We start from the raw sequence: 21,511 nt of genomic DNA on the forward strand, positions 1-21,511 counted from the left end.
AGGAATAGCCCTTCGGAAGTTAGAGAAGGGAGGGTTATTCCAATTCTTAATAAGCAATAGCATCCTAAACGAGTTAATTAATATTTTTTGAGCGTCATGTTTTTGGCCTCTCTTTTAAAAAGCTTTTGTTTTAGCTAAGCGCTATAGTAAGACCGAATAGTTGAGAGCTTGCTCGAAAATCCTTCGGCCGCACTTAAGCGCTAGATAAATAAGAAAGATATTTAAAAAGCAGCCTTGAATTTTTGCGGTAAGAGAGCGCAGTATCAAGCTTGCTTGAATAATGCCGAACGGAGCAAAAATCATAAAGTAATTTTTTTGCTTCATTTTTTGTGTCAAGACATCGGGACAGTTAAGAATTGAGTATTCTTAATAGTTTCAGAATGAAGTCGGGTTTGGGCGAAGCGCCAAATTTGTTTAGGGTATTATCATTAATAACACATCATCGAATTTTATAGTTGGTTTTGGAAAACACGCAATTATGTTGAGGATAAAAAAAATATTAAAAAATATAGGAGTATACGTTGTTCTGCTACATACTACAAGTTTAGTAGCACAAACATATCCCTATTCAGATCTTTCTAATACTGGAAATTGGCAGCTGAATGAAGAGGTGAGTGATGAGTTTGATGCAGTACAACTCAACGAAGATAAATGGTGGGTTGTAGGCAAGTTGGTGGATGGCCAACCGGTTTACGAAGATCCAGATAATCCCGCTAAAAATGTATGGATTGGAAGAGCACCTTCGCAGTTCTCAGGCAATAATTATAGGTTAGAGGATGGTAAACTTATATTAGAAACACGATGGGAACCAGATTTTCCTTTTAGTGAAACAGCCCAGAGTGATGGAATGGTGTACGAAAATATTACTACACCATGTATCATTGGTCGTAAAATGTTCCAGTATGGATACATGGAAATTAAATCAAAGGCTGCTGATGCCGAAATAACTAGTTCTTTTTGGGCAACGGGTAATAACACTGAGTTTGACATGTTTGAGATGTTTGGAGATCACAGACAACCAAACAAATTGGATAAGAATAGAGAGCTTTGGTGGTCCATTCACGATTGGAGCCCAGGCAAAGGAGGGGCTTCTGTTTATACAGAACATCACGACCTAGGCTTTAGAGTGGCCGACGATTTTCATATTTATGGTATTGAGTGGGACGAAACGGGCGTAAAATATTATGTGGATGGCGTATTGTTTACTCAAGCTACTGCCGAAGAAATAGATGCTTACGCCGAGGCTAAGGGGCACGATAAGGGATATGTAATTACCAAGTCCATTAAAATATGGTTAGATCAAGAAACATTTCCTTGGCACGGAATACCTGACAGTAAAGCAGACCTAGAATTAAACAGTCCTGCTGGTGAAAAAGAGGATGGTATCGTTGATTTTGAAATAGAATATGTTCGTGTATGGCAAAAAGAAGTAGAAGAATCCAGAAACCTTTTGGATGATGCGTTTTATAGTTTTGATGCACCTATTTCTATAGATGGGGCGAGCAAGAATTGGTATATTCCAGCAGCATCAACCAGTTATTTTACTATTCAAAACACAAAAGCAGCTACAGGTATTAATGCCTTAAAGTTTGCACATTCTACTACCTTAACAGAAACAGCAGTAGCCTTTGCTCCATTTAAATCTATGCAGTTAGAAACGGGGGAATTTACATTTTCAATGAAAGTGTGGTTAGAGCCTAATAGCGCCATCGACGAAATAGATGTTATTTTTGAAGATCCTTGGTTAATCAACTCCTTTGATTTAACAGGTATTGAAACTGGAAAATGGGTTGTGTTAACGCGTAACTTTACACGAAATCAGGTTTCAGGAAGTAATGATAGAATCCGTCTGCGCATAGAATCCGGTGATGTTTCAGGAACATCCAGTACATTATATATCGATGATATTTCTGTTGAATCAAGTACCACAACATCTATCCATAATAAATCGAATTTAAGTTATTCTGTTTACCCCAACCCTTGTAACGATATTTTAAATATTGAAGCACCTCTAGTTAAGTATGTTTATATTTATAATCATATGGGTGCGTTGCTAAAAAAGGAAGAGAAAATAACAGAACCATGTGTTTTACCAATTGCTGATTTACAAAGTGGACTTTACCTGTTGGTTCTTGAATCGGATAACGACAAGGTAACAACAAAAATAAAAGTGAGGAATTAATTTATAATTAAGATATGCAACGAAATAGTATAATAAAAATAGCCTTTTTAGGCTTCTGCTCTTTACTTATTGGATGTGCTTCTCAAACCAAGCAAAAAAAAGAAGAAGTGGAGCGTCCAAATATTTTAGTCATCATGTGTGATGATTTAGGGTATGCCGATGTTGGTTTTAACGGATCGACGGATATTATTACGCCTAACCTAGATAAGTTGGCTAAGGGTGGCACCATTTTAAAAGCGGGATATGTAACTCATCCTTTTTGTGGTCCAAGTCGTGCTGGATTTATGACGGGTAGATACCCTCATGCTATCGCGTCTCAGTTTAACCTACCGCCTAATACCGAGGGTGTTTTTTTAGATAAAGGAATTCCTCGTTCAGAAATATTCATGAGTAAGGTATTAAAAGATGCTGGTTATCACACAGGGGCTATTGGTAAATGGCATTTAGGTATTACTGATGAGTATCATCCTAATGCGCGTGGATTTGATGACTTTTATGGTTTCTTGGCTGGAGGTCATAATTACTTTCCTGAGCAATATAGAGCAGCCTACCAAAAGCAGAAAGCCAATGGTAACAAAGCTATTTTCGAATACTTACATCCTTTACAGCACAATGGTCAAGAGGTCAGTGAAACAGAATATATTACAGATGGTTTTTCCCGAGAGGCAGTTCGTTTTATTAATGAATCGGCACAAACTGAAAAGCCTTTCTTTTTGTATTTAGGATATAACGCACCGCATACACCGTTAGAAGCCAAACCCGAAGATATGGCCATGTTTCCAGCTATTGAAGATGAGCATCGACGTACTTATGCAGGAATGGTTTACGCTGTAGATAGAGGAGTGAAACGAGTGGTGGATGCACTAAAAGAAAATAAACAATTTGAGAATACACTTATCGTATTTTTAAGCGATAATGGAGGTAAGGTATCTAAAGGAGCCAATAATTACCCACTTCGCGAAGGCAAAGGAAGTACTTGTGAAGGAGGGTATAGAGTGCCTATGTTCTTTCACTGGCCTAAACAAATTCAGGGAGGTAGTATTTATGAGTATCCAGTATCGGCGCTTGACTTCTATCCAACTTTTGCTCGTTTAGCGCAAGCTACAATTCCTACCGGAAAAATATTAGATGGTAAAGATATTTGGGATGATTTCTCTGCCCATAAAAATGCTCGTGCAGGCGAATATATTTTTGCCATGCGTCATCGCACTGGATATTCCGATGTGGGTGTACGTAAAGATCAATGGAAAGCTTTAAGGATACAACAGGAGCCTTGGAAGCTGTATAATATTAATGAAGATTTAGGCGAAACAAAGGATGTGAGTGCATTGCATCCAAAAGTGCTTAAAGAATTAGTTGCTCAAGCTGAAGTTTGGAGTACTACCCATCAACAACCACAATGGTGGCATGATAAGCAAACAAGTATTGAGTGGAAAGAGATGGAAATGCCACATTTTGAAAAAACATTTAAGATAGATTAGATTATGAAGAAGATTGAGTTGTTGGTGATAGCTGTTTTAATGTTGTGTGTGCCATTGGTAGCACAAGAAAAGCCTGTTTCGCATCCAGATATGATGTGGAACTTAAAAACAGATTATTCGGATGAGTTTAATGAAGGTACCTTGGATGTATCTAAATGGAACACCGATGTAAGAGATTGGGGAACATGGTCGTGGGAGCCTTCTAATGCATATGTAAAAGACAATGCCCTGACTTTACAAATGGTTCAGAAAGAGCATACGCGTAAGGTTTCGGGTGCCGATAAAAAGTTTTATTTTACTTCGGGAATTGCTCAAATCAGTAAGGAGATTACTTACGGATATTTCGAAACCAGAATTAAAGCAAGTGCAAAGGGGCAGGGTACTTGTCCTGCATTTTGGCTATATAGTGTTGGCCAACCTACTCCAACGGAAGAAGGTGGAGTACAATACTGCGAGATAGATGCTATTGAGATTTTTCAAATAGCGAATCAACTAAAGCGATTAGAGATGAATCTGCATACGCGAATCATTGAAAATGGTGAGCTAACATGGAAACGTCCAGGGCAGGGGAATACAGAACTTTGCCATAATTCATGGGATGCACCATGGGATCCTAGAGATGAATATCATACTTATGGCGTTTTAAATCGTCCAGATTCAATTTTTTGGTATGTGGATGGTATTGAACGCGGTAAAAAGAAAAACTACTATTGGCATCTGCCCATGCACGTAACGGTTTCAATGGGGTTAAGAACGCCCTACGAAAAATATATTAATGGTGTCCGTACGGTGATGGAGTATCCAGAATCATCGCCAGAACCTGGGTTTCCAACCGAAATGTATTGCGATTATGTAAGAGTATGGGAAGCGCCTGCACAAATTATTGTGGATAAAAATAAGTATGAAAACTCTAGCTTTAGTTTGGCTAATGGTTACCTCGACTTTGAGTATTATTTTGATGCGGGAAGTGGTTTTAAAGTATTGGCTGATGACTGGAGTGGATTAACGGTTAAACTAGTGGAGAAGAATGAGCAGGATGAAATTGTAAATACAGTTACTTCGGTTGATGCTTCTATTGTAAATCTATCAGCAGGTTATTCTAAAGTAAATATTCCTTTATCCGGATTAACAGTGACCGAAGAATTACCAACGGGGCATTATTATGCTTTAATTCCTACTTTTAAAAGTTCAAAAGGCGGTGGAGTAGACGTTACATTAACTGAAGAGTTAAGAGACATAAAAATAGTTGAAAAAAACGTTAGTGTTGAAGATGAACTAGCATTGCAGAATGTAGTGGTTTATCCAAATCCAGCAACATCAGTGGTCTTTGTTCAAGGAGTTGATGCTGCATCTTACTCAGTTGATTTATTCGATTTAAATGGCATAAAACACCATAGTAAAGATGTAGTTGGTTTACAAGAATGTAAAATTAAAATCAATGAATTACCTACAGGTGTTTATCTGGCTTCAGTAAGAACTGGTACAGCAAAAAAAGTACTTAAATTCTCGAAATTATAAAAAGAGAAAAACTAATTGATATAATCATGAAAATATTACAGACCCTTGTATTGGGCGCAGTTGTTTTAACAGCTTTTGCTTGCAATACACCCCAAAAGCCAAAGGCTAAACCCAATATTTTATTTATTGCAGTGGATGATTTACGTCCTGAGTTAGGATGTTATGGTTCCGAAGTGGCTATAACCCCTAATATTGATGCATTAGCAGCGGATGGACTTCTTTTTGAGAATGCTTATTGTCAGCAAGCTATTTGCAGTCCGTCACGTGCAAGTTTAATGACAGGTGCACGTCCTGAAACCATTGGAGTAATTGAGAATTTTACTTATTTCAGAGATGCAAATCCAGATATTATTACCTTGCCGCAGCACTTTAAAGCCAACGGTTATGAGGCAGTGTGTACGGGTAAAATATATCATGGGAAATATAACGACCCTGATTTATCATGGAGTAGAAAACCTTTAAAGCCCAAAGCAGAGAGAGCGTCAACTAAAGGTGGGTATGCCTTAAAAGAAAATCAGGATAACTGGAAAAAAAGTAGAGATGCCAGTGTGGCAAAATATGGACCTGATGCTACCAGAAATGGTTTAGGGCAAGGGCCTGCTTACGAATGTGCCGATGTGCCAGATGCTACCTACGAAGATGGATATAATACCGTAGCAGCCATTGCAACCATGCAAGATATGATTAAAAACAATCCTGATAAACCATTTTTTTTAGGATTAGGGTTTAAAAAACCACACTTAAACTTTACGGCTCCTAAAAAGTATTGGGATTTTTACGAACGAGAAAATATTCCTTTAGCCACACAAACAGAAGGGCCTGAAAACGGTGCCGCAATGGGGTTACATCCTTCATTCGAGTTGCGCGCTCGTTATGGAATTCCTAAAAAAGGAGAAATTTCGGATAGTTTAGCGCGTGTGTTAAAGCATGGTTACTTGGCGTGTGTGAGTTATGTAGATGCTCAGATAGGTATGATGATTAAGGCCTTGGAAGAGGCAGGAGTAAGAGATAACACCATCATCATATTTTGGACAGACCATGGATGGCACCTAGGTGATATGGGTATTTGGGGAAAGGCAACCAATTATGAAATTTCTACTCGTGTGCCTATGATGATATGGACACCTGATATGGCTCAAGACAACAAGGGAGCTAAAACAAAAGCTTTGGTTGAATTAGTAGATATGTATCCAACTTTATGTGATTTAGCTGGAATAAGCCAGCCTGAGCATCTAGAAGGGCATAGCTTCGTACCTTTAATTAATAATCCAGAAACACCTTGGAAGAAAGCTGTATTTAGTCAATTCCCAAGTCCAGCTTTACGCGAATGGGCGGCCAATCCTTTATCTCAAGGAATGCGAGAAACGTATTTTGGTCCATTAATCGAGGAGGTAGAAGAGCGTATTATAGCGCAACAAAAAGATAAGTGGGACAGAGAGCTTTTTGAAGAAAGATTGATGGGTTATGGTATGAGAACGGAAAATTACCGCTTGGTAGTTTGGAAGGATTATACCAAGCCAGCGTCAGAACCTGTATTTGTTGAATTATTTGACCATGTTAATGATCCAACAGAAACAGTCAATGTTGCAGACCAAAAGCCTGAATTAGTAGAACAACTGCTTGCGCAGTTTAATAAAGGTTGGAAAGGTAATTTACCTCAATAATTAATTTACTAGTCTATTTTCATATAGAGGATATCCAATTGGGTATCCTTTTTTGTTTTTATCATCTATTTTATTCTATTTATAGCTACAGGAACGACAGGAAAATATGCGCAAAATACAGTTTTAAAAGTTCAACGAGTTTAGTCAGGGCCTTTACAAGGAGATGTTCAAATAGTAGATGGAATAGTAAAAGGCGTATTCTTTTTCAGAGATCCATTAGTTAAACATGCACGAACCAGATATTAATATGTTAATACGTATTTGCAATATACATAATGTGCCTCTAGCTACTAACCCTGCTACAGCAGAGCTTGTTTTAAAAGGAATAGTTGTTGAATAACATATTTAGTAATGGTGACTAAAGAGTAACTTTTGTTGATGAAGTGCGTTTAATTGAGGATTAACTATAAATGCAAGTATAAAATATAAAATTATGCGCACTACATTTACACTATTATTAATTGCCTTATTTATGGTAAACATCTCTGCTCAAAAAGGTAAAGATGTAACTATAAAAGAGTTTACAGCTGGTGTTGTAAACTTTGAAGAAGGAGAATTAAATCAGCATTCGCCTATCGCTAGTTTTAATAAAGTAGCCTATGCTCAAGCCACAAAATCAGTGGTTATAACCAAAGAAAATATGGCTAGCTCGGTGGCAGAAATGACTAACTATAAAACATGCTTTATTACTGTAGGTACTCATACTATCGTTAAGGTATCAGACCTTAATAAGAAAGTGATGTCTGGTTCGTGGGGATGTAGAATTCCTTTTGGAGAAGGTTATATTCAAAAAGGTGAGTTGTTATTTAAGCAGGACTATTTAAATAACATAATTGGAATCCCAGATTCGCAACGTAGAATGTTATTCATGTTTAAGTAAGAAAATAGAACTACACATTATACGCCCAATTATATATTTTATAGTTGGGTTTTTTTATGCTTCAAATTTCAATAAATGTAGCAAGACTAAGATCAATTTTATACGTGTTTATATCATTATATCTGTCATAATCTTGTTGAGGTTTTATTAGAAATCGTAATAATTTACCTTAATCAGAGAGGATGGTTTTTTGGGGGAATACCTTACATCAAATAAAACAAAGAATAAACGTATGAAATTTATATACTTAGCCATATTGTTGATTTTTACATCTTGTGGTAAATCTATTTTAAGCGATATGGAAATAACAGATCCACAAGCCATCAAGGTAAAGGTTAAAATAGAACAAGGAGAGCCAGACGAGAAAGAAATACAGGTTTATATCAGAGACACTAAGAATCATCCTATTGAGATGTTGGATGGGAAAGTATTGGTGAATAATCAAAGATTATCTTTTGAAAGAGCAACTGTTAATGCGATGGGTGCTAGAGGTTATATGTATACGCCATTTGACGATGAAGATATTTTTGAGATTACCATTTATTGGAATAGTCACGATAAACACACTTTTGTTCTTTCCCCTGCAACGGGTTGGCCGGGCTTTTATTCAAATGCAGATTGTGGATGTGTTCATGATGGATATAAGGAACATGAAAGCTTTGAAATTAAACCTGCGCCATTTCATGATAAGCTAATAGAAGTAAGCTACAATATACTAAAGTAGGTTTATTTACTATGGCTTGGTTCATATTATAATAATAACGACTACACGAGGCAATGAATTATTAAAATCATGTGTTTATGAACAGGCACGTGTGCTTATTCTTTATCTTTTCACCTATCTAGTTTTTTTTACCGATTGTAATTGTTTAATTTGTGGGTAATATTTCAAATACGTATTTAAGTATTCTATTAAAAACAATCGTATAATGTCTAAAATTATAACGCTGTCCGAAGCGGCATCTATTGCTTTACATGGTATGGTTCTAATTGCTAAAACAGAGCAAAAATTGAATGTGAACCAAATTTCTGAAATGATTGATAGCTCTAGGCATCATGTAGCTAAGGTGTTTCAGCGTTTAGCAAAAGAGAATTTTGTAGCTTCAAACAGAGGCCCTAGTGGTGGTTTTGTTATGAAAAAAGACCCCAAAGACATTAGCTTATTAGAATTATACGAGGTTATTGAGGGGCCTGTTGAAGTGCAAGGCTGCCCTGGTAGTAAAGAAAGATGCCCGTTTAATAAATGTTTGATGGGTGATTTAGCTGCTGCTTTAGCTTGTGAGTTTAGAGATTTTTTGAATCGTCAGACTTTAGCCGATTACGTTTAATCAATCCACTTGGTTAATTAAATTTAGGGTAGCACAACCCATTAATGCTGCCGTTTCTGTTCTTAGGCGCTCTTTCCCCAGGCTTATTTCCTGATATTTGTTTTCTACTGCTTGTTTAATTTCCTGAGGTGAAAAATCTCCTTCGGGACCAATTAAAACAACTGCATTTGAGTTTTGCTGGTAAGCATTCTTAAGCAGCACTTTGGATGACTCCTCACAATGTGCAATAAAACAGTTTGTATTTTCTTGTTCTCTAAAAATAAAATCTTTATAAGTAGTTAAGGGGTTTAAAGTTGGGATATACGATTTTAAAGATTGTTTGGCTGCAGATACAATCACCTTTTCTAAACGCTCGGGTTTAATCACCTTTCTTTCGGAATGATCACAAAGGATAGGCGTAACTTGTTCAATTCCAATTTCAGTTGCCTTCTCTAAAAACCACTCTAAGCGATCAATATTTTTAGTAGGAGCTACCACCATATGTATTGAAAATGGACGAGGTTTTTCTGTCTTGGTTTCAAGAACTTTGAGTACACATTTCTTTGGTGCAGCTTCGAGTATCTCTGCTTTGAATATAGAACCTTTCCCATCCATTACTGATATACAGTCGCCTACTTGATGACGCAAAACTTTAACACAATGTTTAGATTCATCTGGAGATAATATATGGCCATTGTTTGAAAAATTGCGCTCGTAAAATAAATACATACCAATACTTGTTATAGGTGATTTTTTAGGAACACAAATATAATTGTTTAAAACAAAAACTTGTTGATGGGATAGAATTTCTAATAAACAGATTTAGAAGGAATATTAAATGTAAATTCAGACCCTTCTTCTAATTTCGATTTTACCGAAATATCTCCATCTAACAAGTGAATTAAGCTTTGCGTAATAGATAAACCTAATCCTGTGCCTGATAATAATTTTTTAGTAGAGCTTTCTGCTTGCCTAAAGCGTTCAAAAATAATTTGTTGGTCTTCTTCTGATATGCCTTCGCCAGTATCCGTTACGTGAAAAACAAAGGAGTTATTGTGGTTTGTAAAGTTGACGTTTATACTTCCCTTATGAGTAAATTTTACTGCATTAGAAATTAAATTCAAGAATATTTGCTCTAATCTAAAAGGATCGGAATAAATAAATTGCTCCCCATTTTCAGCTTTTTGAACAATAAACGAGATAGATTTCTTTCTTGCTTTAATCAATGTATTACCTGCGTATTCTATGTTGGAAAGCAGTTTATTTAAATCAACTTTCTCCTTACGTATCATCAATTGACCAGATTCTATTTTAGAAATATCCACTATGTCATTGATGATATGTAATAAGTTTTCTCCACTATTTTTTATCTGAGATAGGTAAGTCTCCTTTTCTACTTTATTTAGCTCTTGGCAAAGAAGAATGTCTGAGAATCCTAAGATGGCATTCATCGGTGTTCTAATTTCGTGGCTCATATTAGCCAAGAATGAAGATTTAAGTCGGTCACTTTCTTCAGCTTTTTCTTTGGCTATTTTTAGTTGTGTTTCAAATTCTTTTTGTGCCGAAATATCCATAATTACACCAGTAACACGTATGGGCATTTCATTGGCATCACGCTCAGTTATTTTACCATTAATCAGATAATAATTCAAGTCACCTGATTTAGTATATAGTTGTGTTTCTAGTTTAAAAATAGGAGATCTATCTTGTAAATGTAGGATAAATGTTTCTTTAAACTGCAATAAATCTTGGGGTCTAAACAAACCTCTCCAATTACAAAATGATATATCTAGTTCATCCGCATTCTCATATCCAAGAAGTGTTGCCAGGTTATTATTATAGATAATTTCCTTTCGTTTAAAATGGATATCCCATAATCCTTCGTTCGCACCGTTTAAAGCCAATTCAAGCCGTTTTTCGCTCTCAATTAGTTTAAGTTCTGTTTTTTTGCGTAGTATTATATTAGTCATTAAAAACAAGATGATAACTATTAAGACGATCAATGTGGTTAAAAAGTAAATCAATTGCTTTTTAAAGCGCACATAAAAGGGAATCTGTTTGTTTTCAAAGGTTGCAAATTCAGGGAGTGCTTTTTCGTTTAACTGATGCTTTTGAATTAAGTTATAATCGAAATGTAAATGATGCTTCGAGCTTTGTAAACTTGGAATAAGCACATTGGGATCATTCATCCTTTGTGCTAACACTTTTGCCGCATCAAAACCTTGATCATAAGATGAAATTAAACTACCACCAGTGATTAAATTATCCATTAAGAAGAACCAAAAGCTGTATATAGGAATCTCAAGATCTCCCAAGAGTTCTTTTCCAATGTCCTTCATCTCTACAGGTACATCATATTTATTCGAATACAAGCTTAGTAGTACTATGGCTTTATTTTGAGGCTTTATTTTTTTTATCTGATCTCGAATATTTTCATAATTCGATCCATCCATAATGATATAAGGCACATTAATATGTAAATGCTGATAATGGAACAAAAACTCACTTAAGAATATCTTTCCAGATAGAGTTTGATCAGAGATTAATATTAATGAATCGGTTTGTGGATTTAATTTAAATATACTCTTGATGGTATTGTCAACATCAATTTCTTCCTTAATAGCTTTTATTCTTAATGTGTCGTAATCGTATTTCTGAATATCATTAACCCCACAAGCCGTAACAGGTATATCGGTATTCCATATACTATCCCCTTTATCCATGAAAAATTCAAATGCATAATTATCTGCTAGAATTATTCCATCCAAATCAAGATCTTGGTATTTGTATTTATATAGGTTTTCGAGTTCGTAAAAAAAGCCTTTGTTTTGAAATCGTTTATAGTCCATATATTCCACAAAAACCCTAGTTTTATCGTGTGGTCCAATACCGTCTAATACGCCCTTGGTTAAGTCATCCGTCCATTGGTAACCTGTGTGGTATGAATTAAGGAGAAGTATTTCTTTAATATCTTTGGCACCAAGCTTTAGGCAAGAAATAAACAGAACCAATATTAATAAAAGGCTTATTCGCATGTGTTTGTTATTCTATAGGGATTACACTGTATAAAGTTAAAAAAAAAGCAATACGAACATATTTTGAATGTTTCTAAATTTATAAACTGATAATATTTGTAAATTAACGAGGGATTTAATTTCACTTAACGTCTAAAGCATTAAATGACCTAAGTTTTAAAATGGATCAGGTAAAGGAACTCGATATAATTAATCAAATATTAGCAGGTAATATGCGTGAATTTGAATCGTTAGTAAACGATTATAAAGAACGTGTTATTAATATTTGCTATTCCTATACCAACGATATTGCTGATGCAGAAGATATTTCGCAAGAGGTATTTATTGAGGTATATAAATCGTTGAAGAAGTTTAATGCTAAATCATCCATTTCTACCTGGATTTTCAGGATAGCTTCCAATAAATCATTGGATCATATTCGAAAACAGAAGAGGATAAAAAGGGGTGCCGATTTAACTTCTTATATCAGTGATTTTAAAAATAACGAGTGGAGTGTAGGTGCAGCGGAAGATCCTTCGGACATTTTAATACAAGAGCAGCGAAAGGAATTATTATATTACGCACTTAGTAGGTTGCAATCCCGACAAAAAGAAGCCTATGTATTAACGCAAATAGAAGGACTCTCGCAGCAAGTAGTGGGAGAGATAATGAATACTTCTGCTAAAAGTATAGAGTCACTATTGTTAAGAGCTAAAAAGAAACTCAAAAGCATACTCGAAAAGCAAATAAAAAACTATTTGTAAAAAAAAGTAAGGGGTTTAAAAAACAACAACGTCTAATATAGTAAAGGAGCAAGATGATGAAGGATGTAAATAAAAATATAGAACGTGAGGTAAATCAAATTTTAGATAGTACTTCAGTAAAGGAGAGAGTAAGTACTTCGCCATTTTTTACTACACGCATCATAGGTAAGGTAGAACAGTTAGAGGATAGCTCCGTGTTTTTTACCAGGTTAAGCGTAGCCTTGAAGCCAGTTTTAGTATTACTGGTTATTTTTAATGTGTTTAATTTTTACGTTTATAATAGTTCTAATGAGGTAGATGCTGAACAGTCTGATGGTTCTGAGATTGCCTTAAACTATTATTCAGCTTGGGATAATGAGTTTATTTTATCGGATGAAATTATAGGTAACGAGTAAGGAGGAATTAAAATGAATAAGAAGTTTTATATCATCATAATTGTAGTTTTAGTTATACTCAATATTTTTTCGTGGAGAATTTGGTGGGATGGACCAAAGCCCATGCTAAAACAACAACAGAAGGAAGGTGAATTCGAAAATAAGAGACGAGGTGGAGGGAAGAATTACTTTTTTAACAAACTAGAACTTAGCCAGCAACAAAAAAGTCAATTTGAGCAAAATAGTAAGCATTATTTTAAGCAAATAGAAGTGGTGAAGGATAGCATGAATGTGATACGTAGCAAGATGATGTTGAGTTTTAAAGAAGGAAATGATAGCGTGTTACAGCAAAGTATACTCAAAGAAATGGCTAACTATAAACTTCAGTTAGAGGTATTAACCATGGAGCATTTTAATGGTTTACGAAATATTTGTAATGAGGAGCAGATAGAAGTGTTTGATAGCTTGTTAGTGCGTATGGTAGAACATTCTCCAATGTTTAAGGACGGAATGAGAGGCAGAGGGAAGCACCACCAAGAGAGGGATGAGAAACGGAATCATCATCAGTAATTAAAAATAGCTTAAGTATTTAAATATCAAAGTGAATTATAAACGAGCGTTTGTGATAATAGGAAAAGTACGCTCAAAATTTTAGAAATAGAAGTTTAATTATTTAAAATTTGTGATATGAAGAAGGTAAGAGTATTTAGAGTGATGTTAGCAGTAGCTTTATTAGCAATATTAGTGGTTGGAACTGCAGCAGGGGTAAAAGATGGTCACAGAGCAAAAGGACCTAAAGGAGAATGTGGACCAAAACATGGTTTGAACCTATCAGATACGCAGAAAGAGGAAATGAAGGCACTTAGGTTAAGTTTTACAAAGGAAATGACACCTTATAAAAATGACTTAGGAGTGAAAATGGCTGAGTTAAAAGCTGCTTCAACAGGTGATAATATTAATGAAAAAACAGTAAACAATCTGTTAGATGAAATAGGTGATATTAAAACTTTAATGGCCAAAAAGAAATTTGCCAATAAGCAAAAGGTTAGAGCTTTATTAACAGATGATCAAAAAATAATGTTCGACGCTCATACAGGTAAAGGTCATAAAAGAGGACATCAAGGTAAAGCTATGCGTCAAGGAAGAAAAGATGGAGATCGCCAATTTCATAAAGGACAAAAAGGACATGGCGAAAGATTTAGTCAAGCAGAAGCTGAGAAAGAAATAGAAATTCAAGGATAAGGTTTGGTTAGGTGAGGTAGCTAGCGGATATTTTCAATAATATTCTGCTAGCTACTTGTGTTTTTTGTATACATTGTAAACTAAATTATTTATATTTGGGTACTTGTCTCTCATAGTCTGTCTTCTCATATTTTAAAGTCTACAACATTGGATATTTCTATTCAAAACCTGAATAAGGTTTATAAAAATAATTATCAGGCACTTACTGATGTTAATTTAGATATTGAATCTGGCATGTTTGGTTTATTAGGACCTAATGGTGCTGGAAAATCTACGTTAATGAAAATTCTGGTTACTTTATTAGAACCCTCAGGAGGTGATATTTTAGTAAACGGGAAGCCATTAAGTAAAAACAGGCAAGATGTACGATCTATGATTGGTTACCTGCCTCAGGATTTCCGTTTTTTTGCCAAGTTAAAAACCTATGAGTTTTTAGATTATGCCGCTTCCTTAGCAGGGATAAGTAGCCGGAAAGAACGACGAAATGAGGTGGAACGCCTACTGGAACAGGTAGGTTTGTATGAGGTTCGAAATAGATATGCCAACAAGTTATCTGGAGGTATGAAACGTCGTTTAGGTATTGCTCAGGCCATTGTTGGTGACCCCAAAATAGTTATCGTGGATGAACCAACTACAGGTTTGGATCCCGAGGAAAGAATTCGATTCAGAAATATTTTAGCAGACCTAAGTCAGCGCGATGTAATTATTGTTCTCTCTACGCATATTGTTGGCGACATTTCGAGTACTTGTACACAGATGGCTTTATTAAACGAAGGAAAAATTGGTTTTACAGGTAGTCCTAACGATTTTCTGGAATTATCGCAAGGTAAAGTGTGGCGAACACATGTAAACTTCGATCAAATGGAAGTGTTCAAGCAAAAATATCCTGTTATTACTACCATACCTGATGCCAATGGATATGAAGTAGAGTTAATTGCGCCTAGTGCGGATGATTTTGTAGGAGAAGCCATTGCTCCCAACTTGGAGCATGCTTATGTATATTTTATGGAGTACGAAACCAATAATAGTTTATCAAGTCATGAGTAACCCTTTATTTACTGTTGCACGTTTCGAAGTTAAAACTCTATTAAGGAGTTGGTTCTTTCGTATTTTCTCTCTCATCGTCATCATATTTATTTTATTCTTTAATATTATGGCTTCTACCGAGGTAGGTAGAGCAGGATGGCCAGATAGAATGTTATTGGGAGGTTTACCTTACATGAACCTTTGGGTATTAAACATTGTACAGGCCATCATCGCAGTTTTCTTATCTGCTGATTTCTTAGGACGAGATAAAAAGCTAGATACAACTGAGGTGATATACGTAAGGAATATGTCAAACTTTCAGTATGTATTTGGAAAGACCTTAGGAATATTGATCGTTTTTGGAGGGCTTAATTTATTGGTTCTTTCATTTACATTCATCATTAATTTAATAAGTCCAGATGCAGGATTCAGTTTATTGACTTATTTCCTGTATCCCTTTATTATTTCCTTTCCTACTTTAGTGTTTATTTTAGGATTATCCTTTTTTGTGATGCAGTTGGTGCGTAATCAGGCAGTCACTTTTATTTTGGTATTGGGTTATATTGCCACTTGCGTTTTTTATTTAAAAGGGCAACATTACGGAGCTTGGGATTTTATCTCCTTTAACACACCCATGGCGTATTCGGCCTACGTTGGTTTTACCAATATAGCTCAGTTGGTTTTAATTAGAGGTGGATACTTTCTGATAGGCTTATCTCTTATATTGTTTACGGTATATAAATTACCCAGATTATCACAAACTAACTTCGGTAAAAAAATAATTATTGTACCAGCTTATATATGTTTATTAATAGCCTTGTCAGGAATGGCATATTATCTTATACAAAGTGTTGATCAGGAAGAACTTATTCAAAGACAAGCCAGAATAGAAAAGCAACTTCCTATTGAGGCGGGTTATCAGATTTCGGATTATAAAATACAGTTAGAACACATTGGAAGTACAATAAGCGGAACGGTAAATTTTAAGGTAGAGAATACGACCACTTCATTTCCTAACAAGTTAAAATTCTTCTTTAATAATGGACTTATTGTTGAAGAAGTGAAAATTGAAGAAGAGGCATCTAGTTATGAGCAGGATTTAAATATGCTGTATGTAAGCAATAAACACCTTCAGAATGCATCATTAAATATTAGCTTAAAATTTAAGGGAACACCGAACGATAAACTGGCATATTTTGATTTAAGTAAAGAGACGCGTGAAGCCTTGCATCGTTTTGACCCCTTAGTAGCTGATAAACGAAGTTGCTTTGCCACATCCAACTACTTATTTTTAATTAAGGAAACCTTTTGGTATCCTGTGGTGGCGGAAAGAAATGCATTACGCGTTCAAAAGTTTTTTACCTACGAGTTAAAAGTGAAATCATCCAATCAACTCAACTATATATCGCAAGGTAAGCAAGGTGAAGATGGTGATTGGGTTCATTTTACAGGAGATAAGCCTTATTCTAAAATTAGTTTAGTAGGAGGCCAATATCAAAGTAAAAGCATTGAAGTAGATAGTGTAAATTATTCTGTAACCGCCCGAGAAGATGGTTTTTACTTCGAAAAGTATTTCGAGAACCTAAGCGACACATTGCCTAATTTACTGAAAGATATTAAAAAGGATTACGAACGTAAATTAGGTGTTGAATATCCTTATAACAGATTTTCTATTGTTGAGGTTCCTGTACATTTTTATGCATATTTCAGAGGTTGGAGCATCAGTAATGACAATACCCAACCCGAAATGATTTTTATTCCTGAATCAGGTTTAGGTTTAAGAGATTTTAATTTGGCTAGCAGGTTTAATAACGAAGAAAGGCGCGTAAAGAACGATAAACTAGAATTATTGCCTAAAGAAATAGAAACCAATGTTTTTATGAATTTAGTGGGTAATACTTTTGCACAACCTGTGCAAGGACGCCGATTTTTTGGTGGGAATAATGATGTAGGAAGAACCTTAGATAATTGGAGTGCTTTTTCCATGTTTCCGTTGTATTATAATTATGCCTATTCACTCGAGGAAAAGGATTTGCCATTTTTTAATATGTGTTTAGAATCATATATGCTAAATAGGGTGCATAGTTCTACGGGCAGGTTCGGAAGAATGAGTTCTACGGATAAATCTATTCTGTTCTTAAATAAAAGCAAGGGTAGTCTGAAAGAATTGGCCGATGAGGAGGATTTAGAAATCAGCATTGCAGATATAATTGTTACCGTTGGTAATAATCAATTTGCTACTGCTCAATCACGCATAGGGTCCGATAAATTTAGCTCTTTTGTAGATAGCCTGTTACAGGCCAACGCCATGCAACAAATCGATCAAGAGATTCTTAGTCAACTGATTTCTGACGATACAGAACATGGTAATACCATTGATTCGGATACTGATGTTGAATTGCCTTCCTTTTTATTTGGAGAGAGTAAGGTGTATGAGTTTAAAGATGGCAATAGAAAACGATTTTATGTGGGCTTGCAAGTAGCTAATAAGGGCAATGTAGATGGTATTGTAAAAGCTTCTATAATGGGTGGCCGTGGCGGAGGTGGCCCAAGAGGAGGTCGTGGTGGTGGAGGTCCAGGTGGCCCGCCAGGAGGAAGAGGAATGACAGCGAGTTATGAGGAAATATACCTGATTAAAAAAGGACAGCATGTAAACATTGGTATTGTATTGGACAAAGCTCCTCGCATGATGTCGGTACATACTTATTTATCTAAAAATGTACCTTCAGATACACGTTTCCCTCTGGCCGATTTTGAAGAGGCGCCATCGAGTTTTATGCCTAGGATAGGAATAACTCCATTAAGCCGTAAAATTAAACTAGTTCAGGATAACGAGATTATTGTAGATAATGAGCATGAGGGATTTTCTGTAGTAAATACAACGGGTCGCAAAACATTAAAGGAATATATTTTGGAAATGAAAGATGAAGAAAATGTTGAAAATGGTTCTGAGTATAAAACATTGTCCTTTTTTCGACCTGCTTCGCGCTGGACTCCAGTATTAAACTCCTTTGCTTTTGGTGAGTTTACCAAATCAATGTCTTATAAAAAAGCTGGCGATGGCAATGCGGTAGCACAGTTCAAAGGCCAACTATCCGAAACTGGAAGGTATAATGTTTATGCTATGGTTCCTTCAAAGCGCATGGGTAATTTCCGAAATCAAGATCCTAAAGATGCCACTTATACTTATAAGGTGTACCATGATGATGGGGAATCAGAGGTAAAGGTGCCCATCGATCAGGATGCCTCAGATTGGGCTTTCTTGGGTGAGTTTTATTTATCCGATGGGGAAGCAATTGTAGAACTATCTGATTTAACTACAAAAAGAGTGGTTATTGCAGATGCTGTTAAATGGGTTAAACTTTAAATATCTAAACTTAAATATATGTTTATCAATAAAATAAAAATACGCTTGATTTTAGGAGCTATTCTATTTTCATCAGGACTTTATGGCCAACGGATTTTGTCCTTACAGCAGTCCATTGAGCAAGCCATGAAAACCAGTCCGCGTATACAAGGTTCCAGACTGTCTTTGATACAAAGTGAAGAGAATCTAAAGGCGCAAAGAGCCACATTAAAATCTAACTTTAATTTAAATGTTAGGCCATTAGAGTATTCGCATGATAGAATTTTTAATGAACAGTTTTCTGAATGGTATACCGTAGAGAACTATAGTAGTTTGGGTAATTTTAGAGTATCACAACCAATTTTATGGACTGATGGGGTACTATCATTAAATAATTCATTACAATATCGTGAGAATTCAAGTACAGGAGGTAATTCTTCTGGTTTTAAGGGTTTCAGTAATAGTTTAGATTTAACACTTGAGCAACCTTTATTTACTTATAACAGAACTAAACTGGAATTAAAGGAACTTGAGTTAAGTTATGAAAATGCCACATTAAGTTATGCTTTACAGGAATTAAGTGTGGAGAATATGGTGACACAAGCTTTCTTTAAAGTGTATCAAACTCAAATGGCTTTGAATACTTCTCGTGAGGAATATCAAAACCGTAAAGAGAGTTATGATATCATCAAAAATAAGGTAGATGCAGGACTAACAGCGAAAGAGGAACTTTATCAGGCGGAGCTTGATTTAATGACCAGTGAATCCTCTATGAAAGATAATGAAGTGGCCTTTGAAAATGACAAGGACAATTTTAAGCAGATGCTAGGAATACCCTTAGAAGAAGAAATTATGGTATTGGCCGATGTTTCTGTGTTGCCTGTAGATGTTCAGTTGAATATAGCCATTGAACAGGGTTTATCTAATAGAATGGAGCTGAGACAACGTCAAATAGCTATTGAAAACGGACAGTTTGATATTATTAAAACCAATGCTTTAAATGAGTTTAAAGGGGATTTAGTATTAAAATTTGGCTTAATTGGTGAGAATGAGGAATTTCAAAATATGTTTAACGAACCTACCAATAACCAGCAAGTTTCATTAGGATTAATTATTCCTCTGTGGGATTGGGGAGAAAAGAAAGCCAGACTAAAGGCGGCTCAAGCGGCGTTAGAACAAACACAAAATGATTTACGAGACGAAGAGGTGGATATTAAATTAACCATTCGTCAGGTATTTAGAAGTTTAGAGAACAACCTACGCCAAATTAGTATTGCCCGAAAAAATCTAGAGAATGCTGAGTTGACCTACGAAATTAATTTAGAGAAATACAAAAATGGTGATTTAACCAGTATGGATCTAAATCTGGTACAAAACCAATTGACCACAAAAAAGAATGGTTTAACCAATTCCATCATCAGTTATAAACTGGAATTACTGAATATGAAAATTCAGAGTATGTACGACTTTGAAAATCAAGTTCCAGTAACACCTCAATTCAAAAAATAAAAATCTACTCTTATGATTAAAAGATATATTCCCATCGCATTATTAGGTATGAGCTTAGTAGCTTGTAACGATCAACAAAATAAATTCTCTGCAGATATTTCGATACCAGTTACGGTAGAGGAGGTGAGTCGGGATAATATTCAGGAAGTATTTACCGCTACAGGTACAATTGTATCGGAGTTTGAGAGCCTTCAAACCACCGAAGCTTCTGGAGAATACTATATACAAATCAATCCTCGTACGGGTAAAAAGTACAAAATGGGGGATGAAGTAAAGAAAGGCGAAATTATTATTCGTATTGAAGATGAAGAATACGAAAACAACGTCAACATTGAAGGTGCTAAAATTGATTTGGATATTTCTGAGATGGAATACGAAAAGCAAAAAGCTCTTTACGAAAAAGGAGGTGTTACTCTACGTGAGAAAGTAACAGGAGAAAAGCAATTGGTTTCAGCACAAAAAACTTACGAAAATGCCATTATTCAATTGGATAAGATGAGGGTGTCCGCTCCATTTAACGGAGTGATCACTGATCTTCCATACTTTTCGCAAGGGGTTAAAGTGGAGCAAGGTAAAGAGGTGCTTCAAATAATGAGCTATAAAGAAATGGTGATGGATATGATGTTACCAGAAAGCCAAATCACGAAAGTATCCCTAAATCAACAAGCTTGGATTACGAATTACTCTTTACCAGAAGATACTTTGTTTGGCAAACTAAAAGAAATATCACCAGCCATTGATGTGGAGTCTAGAACTTTTAAAGGACGACTAGCTATAAGTAATAACGAAGCCAAATTAAGGCCAGGTATGTTTGTGAAGGCAGATATTATTGTGGATCAAAAGGACAGTGTTGTAGTTATTCCTAAAGATGCCATTTTAGTGCGCACCGACGGTAAAGTAGTATTTATAGCACGAGACAAAACGGCCGCTGAAAGAAAAATAGTTACAGGGATGGAAAATAATGGTAAGGTCGAAATTCTTGAAGGACTAAAACCTGAAGAACGATTAATTATTAAAGGTTTCGAGACGCTTAAAGATCGTTCTAAAATTAAAGTTTTAAATAAATAGGCAGTGTAAAAGTTTATAAAGTTGAAAGTAATATAACAATAAGCATCTGAAACTATCAGGATTAGCTATTGGGCTTAATGGCCGATTATTATAGACTTTTTAAAGTCTTTTAAATCAGTCTTATGTCTTGATACTT

The 21,511-nt window shown here is 35.4% G+C and carries 17 protein-coding genes; 15 read left to right on the forward strand and 2 right to left on the reverse strand.

Annotated elements, in window-relative coordinates; all coding sequences use genetic code 11:
• The first annotated feature begins 478 nt into the window (after positions 1–478).
• From A8L32_RS03370 to A8L32_RS03400, 7 genes are all read left to right on the forward strand, one after another.
• Entirely contained in the window at positions 479–2,182 is a 1,704-nt protein-coding gene (locus A8L32_RS03370; protein ID WP_066627793.1) for a family 16 glycosylhydrolase, read from the forward strand.
• A 14-nt stretch (positions 2,183–2,196) separates the two neighbouring features.
• Positions 2,197–3,663, forward strand: coding sequence for a sulfatase family protein (locus A8L32_RS03375; RefSeq protein WP_066627796.1), 1,467 nt, complete (start codon positions 2,197–2,199; stop codon positions 3,661–3,663).
• A 3-nt stretch (positions 3,664–3,666) separates the two neighbouring features.
• The gene (locus tag A8L32_RS03380; RefSeq protein ID WP_066627798.1) at positions 3,667–5,181 is read left to right on the forward strand and encodes a family 16 glycosylhydrolase; all 1,515 of its coding nucleotides are present in this window, start codon (positions 3,667–3,669) and stop codon (positions 5,179–5,181) included.
• Positions 5,182–5,207: 26 nt separating this feature from the next.
• Complete coding sequence (locus tag A8L32_RS03385; protein ID WP_066627801.1) at positions 5,208–6,845, forward strand: sulfatase; 1,638 nt, start codon at positions 5,208–5,210, stop codon at positions 6,843–6,845.
• A gap of 433 nt (positions 6,846–7,278) precedes the next feature.
• Positions 7,279–7,725: a hypothetical protein gene (locus tag A8L32_RS03390; protein WP_075590043.1), complete on the forward strand. Its 447-nt coding sequence runs from the start codon at positions 7,279–7,281 to the stop codon at positions 7,723–7,725.
• A gap of 232 nt (positions 7,726–7,957) precedes the next feature.
• Positions 7,958–8,449, forward strand: a complete 492-nt coding sequence (locus A8L32_RS03395) for a hypothetical protein (RefSeq protein ID WP_066627805.1) — start codon at positions 7,958–7,960, stop codon at positions 8,447–8,449.
• Positions 8,450–8,654: 205 nt separating this feature from the next.
• Positions 8,655–9,053, forward strand: a complete 399-nt coding sequence (locus A8L32_RS03400) for an RrF2 family transcriptional regulator (protein ID WP_066627807.1) — start codon at positions 8,655–8,657, stop codon at positions 9,051–9,053.
• Here the strand turns inward: A8L32_RS03400 and A8L32_RS03405 are convergent, their stop codons facing one another.
• Both A8L32_RS03405 and A8L32_RS03410 read right to left on the reverse strand, forming a co-directional pair.
• On the reverse strand, positions 9,054–9,761 hold the full coding sequence (locus tag A8L32_RS03405; RefSeq protein WP_066627812.1) for a 16S rRNA (uracil(1498)-N(3))-methyltransferase: 708 nt from the start codon (positions 9,759–9,761) through the stop codon (positions 9,054–9,056). It lies immediately after the preceding gene.
• A gap of 80 nt (positions 9,762–9,841) precedes the next feature.
• Positions 9,842–12,067 (reverse strand): sensor histidine kinase, encoded by a 2,226-nt coding sequence (locus A8L32_RS03410; protein ID WP_066627815.1) that lies wholly within the window; start codon positions 12,065–12,067, stop codon positions 9,842–9,844.
• A 161-nt stretch (positions 12,068–12,228) separates the two neighbouring features.
• Between A8L32_RS03410 and A8L32_RS03415 the strand changes: the two genes are divergently transcribed.
• From A8L32_RS03415 to A8L32_RS03450, 8 genes are all read left to right on the forward strand, one after another.
• A complete protein-coding gene (locus A8L32_RS03415) occupies positions 12,229–12,810 on the forward strand; it encodes an RNA polymerase sigma factor (RefSeq protein ID WP_083631159.1) in 582 nt (193 codons plus the stop codon).
• Between the two features lie 53 nt (positions 12,811–12,863).
• Positions 12,864–13,205, forward strand: coding sequence for a hypothetical protein (locus A8L32_RS03420; RefSeq protein ID WP_066627819.1), 342 nt, complete (start codon positions 12,864–12,866; stop codon positions 13,203–13,205).
• Between the two features lie 12 nt (positions 13,206–13,217).
• Positions 13,218–13,754 carry a Spy/CpxP family protein refolding chaperone gene (locus A8L32_RS03425; RefSeq protein ID WP_066627822.1) on the forward strand — a complete coding sequence of 179 codons (537 nt, stop codon included), beginning with the start codon at positions 13,218–13,220 and terminating at the stop codon, positions 13,752–13,754.
• Positions 13,755–13,871: 117 nt separating this feature from the next.
• Complete coding sequence (locus tag A8L32_RS03430) at positions 13,872–14,426, forward strand: Spy/CpxP family protein refolding chaperone (RefSeq protein WP_066627825.1); 555 nt, start codon at positions 13,872–13,874, stop codon at positions 14,424–14,426.
• A 147-nt stretch (positions 14,427–14,573) separates the two neighbouring features.
• Positions 14,574–15,473: an ABC transporter ATP-binding protein gene (locus tag A8L32_RS03435; RefSeq protein ID WP_066627827.1), complete on the forward strand. Its 900-nt coding sequence runs from the start codon at positions 14,574–14,576 to the stop codon at positions 15,471–15,473.
• Positions 15,466–18,819 (forward strand): golvesin C-terminal-like domain-containing protein, encoded by a 3,354-nt coding sequence (locus tag A8L32_RS03440; protein WP_143525006.1) that lies wholly within the window; start codon positions 15,466–15,468, stop codon positions 18,817–18,819. The genes A8L32_RS03435 and A8L32_RS03440 overlap by 8 nt, the downstream gene beginning before the upstream one ends.
• An 18-nt stretch (positions 18,820–18,837) precedes the next feature.
• Positions 18,838–20,307, forward strand: a complete 1,470-nt coding sequence (locus A8L32_RS03445) for a TolC family protein (RefSeq protein WP_066627831.1) — start codon at positions 18,838–18,840, stop codon at positions 20,305–20,307.
• Positions 20,308–20,319: 12 nt separating this feature from the next.
• Positions 20,320–21,375: an efflux RND transporter periplasmic adaptor subunit gene (locus A8L32_RS03450; RefSeq protein ID WP_066627834.1), complete on the forward strand. Its 1,056-nt coding sequence runs from the start codon at positions 20,320–20,322 to the stop codon at positions 21,373–21,375.
• The last annotated feature ends 136 nt before the right edge of the window (positions 21,376–21,511 follow it).

Source organism: Labilibacter marinus (assembly GCF_001659685.2).
GTDB lineage: Bacteria > Bacteroidota > Bacteroidia > Bacteroidales > Marinilabiliaceae > Saccharicrinis > Saccharicrinis marinus.

What these genes read in the sequence shown, in the direction of transcription:
- A8L32_RS03375 (WP_066627796.1), top strand. Translation starts at nt 2,197, where the DNA reads ATGCAACGAAATAGTATAATAAAAATAGCCTTTTTAGGCTTCTGCTCT.
- A8L32_RS03370 (WP_066627793.1), top strand. Translation starts at nt 479, where the DNA reads ATGTTGAGGATAAAAAAAATATTAAAAAATATAGGAGTATACGTTGTT.
- A8L32_RS03450 (WP_066627834.1), top strand. Translation starts at nt 20,320, where the DNA reads ATGATTAAAAGATATATTCCCATCGCATTATTAGGTATGAGCTTAGTA.
- A8L32_RS03415 (WP_083631159.1), top strand. Translation starts at nt 12,229, where the DNA reads ATGGATCAGGTAAAGGAACTCGATATAATTAATCAAATATTAGCAGGT.
- A8L32_RS03430 (WP_066627825.1), top strand. Translation starts at nt 13,872, where the DNA reads ATGAAGAAGGTAAGAGTATTTAGAGTGATGTTAGCAGTAGCTTTATTA.
- A8L32_RS03410 (WP_066627815.1), bottom strand. Translation starts at nt 12,067, where the DNA reads ATGCGAATAAGCCTTTTATTAATATTGGTTCTGTTTATTTCTTGCCTA.
- A8L32_RS03425 (WP_066627822.1), top strand. Translation starts at nt 13,218, where the DNA reads ATGAATAAGAAGTTTTATATCATCATAATTGTAGTTTTAGTTATACTC.
- A8L32_RS03395 (WP_066627805.1), top strand. Translation starts at nt 7,958, where the DNA reads ATGAAATTTATATACTTAGCCATATTGTTGATTTTTACATCTTGTGGT.
- A8L32_RS03385 (WP_066627801.1), top strand. Translation starts at nt 5,208, where the DNA reads ATGAAAATATTACAGACCCTTGTATTGGGCGCAGTTGTTTTAACAGCT.
- A8L32_RS03390 (WP_075590043.1), top strand. Translation starts at nt 7,279, where the DNA reads ATGCGCACTACATTTACACTATTATTAATTGCCTTATTTATGGTAAAC.
- A8L32_RS03405 (WP_066627812.1), bottom strand. Translation starts at nt 9,761, where the DNA reads ATGTATTTATTTTACGAGCGCAATTTTTCAAACAATGGCCATATATTA.
- A8L32_RS03420 (WP_066627819.1), top strand. Translation starts at nt 12,864, where the DNA reads ATGATGAAGGATGTAAATAAAAATATAGAACGTGAGGTAAATCAAATT.
- A8L32_RS03380 (WP_066627798.1), top strand. Translation starts at nt 3,667, where the DNA reads ATGAAGAAGATTGAGTTGTTGGTGATAGCTGTTTTAATGTTGTGTGTG.
- A8L32_RS03440 (WP_143525006.1), top strand. Translation starts at nt 15,466, where the DNA reads ATGAGTAACCCTTTATTTACTGTTGCACGTTTCGAAGTTAAAACTCTA.
- A8L32_RS03400 (WP_066627807.1), top strand. Translation starts at nt 8,655, where the DNA reads ATGTCTAAAATTATAACGCTGTCCGAAGCGGCATCTATTGCTTTACAT.
- A8L32_RS03445 (WP_066627831.1), top strand. Translation starts at nt 18,838, where the DNA reads ATGTTTATCAATAAAATAAAAATACGCTTGATTTTAGGAGCTATTCTA.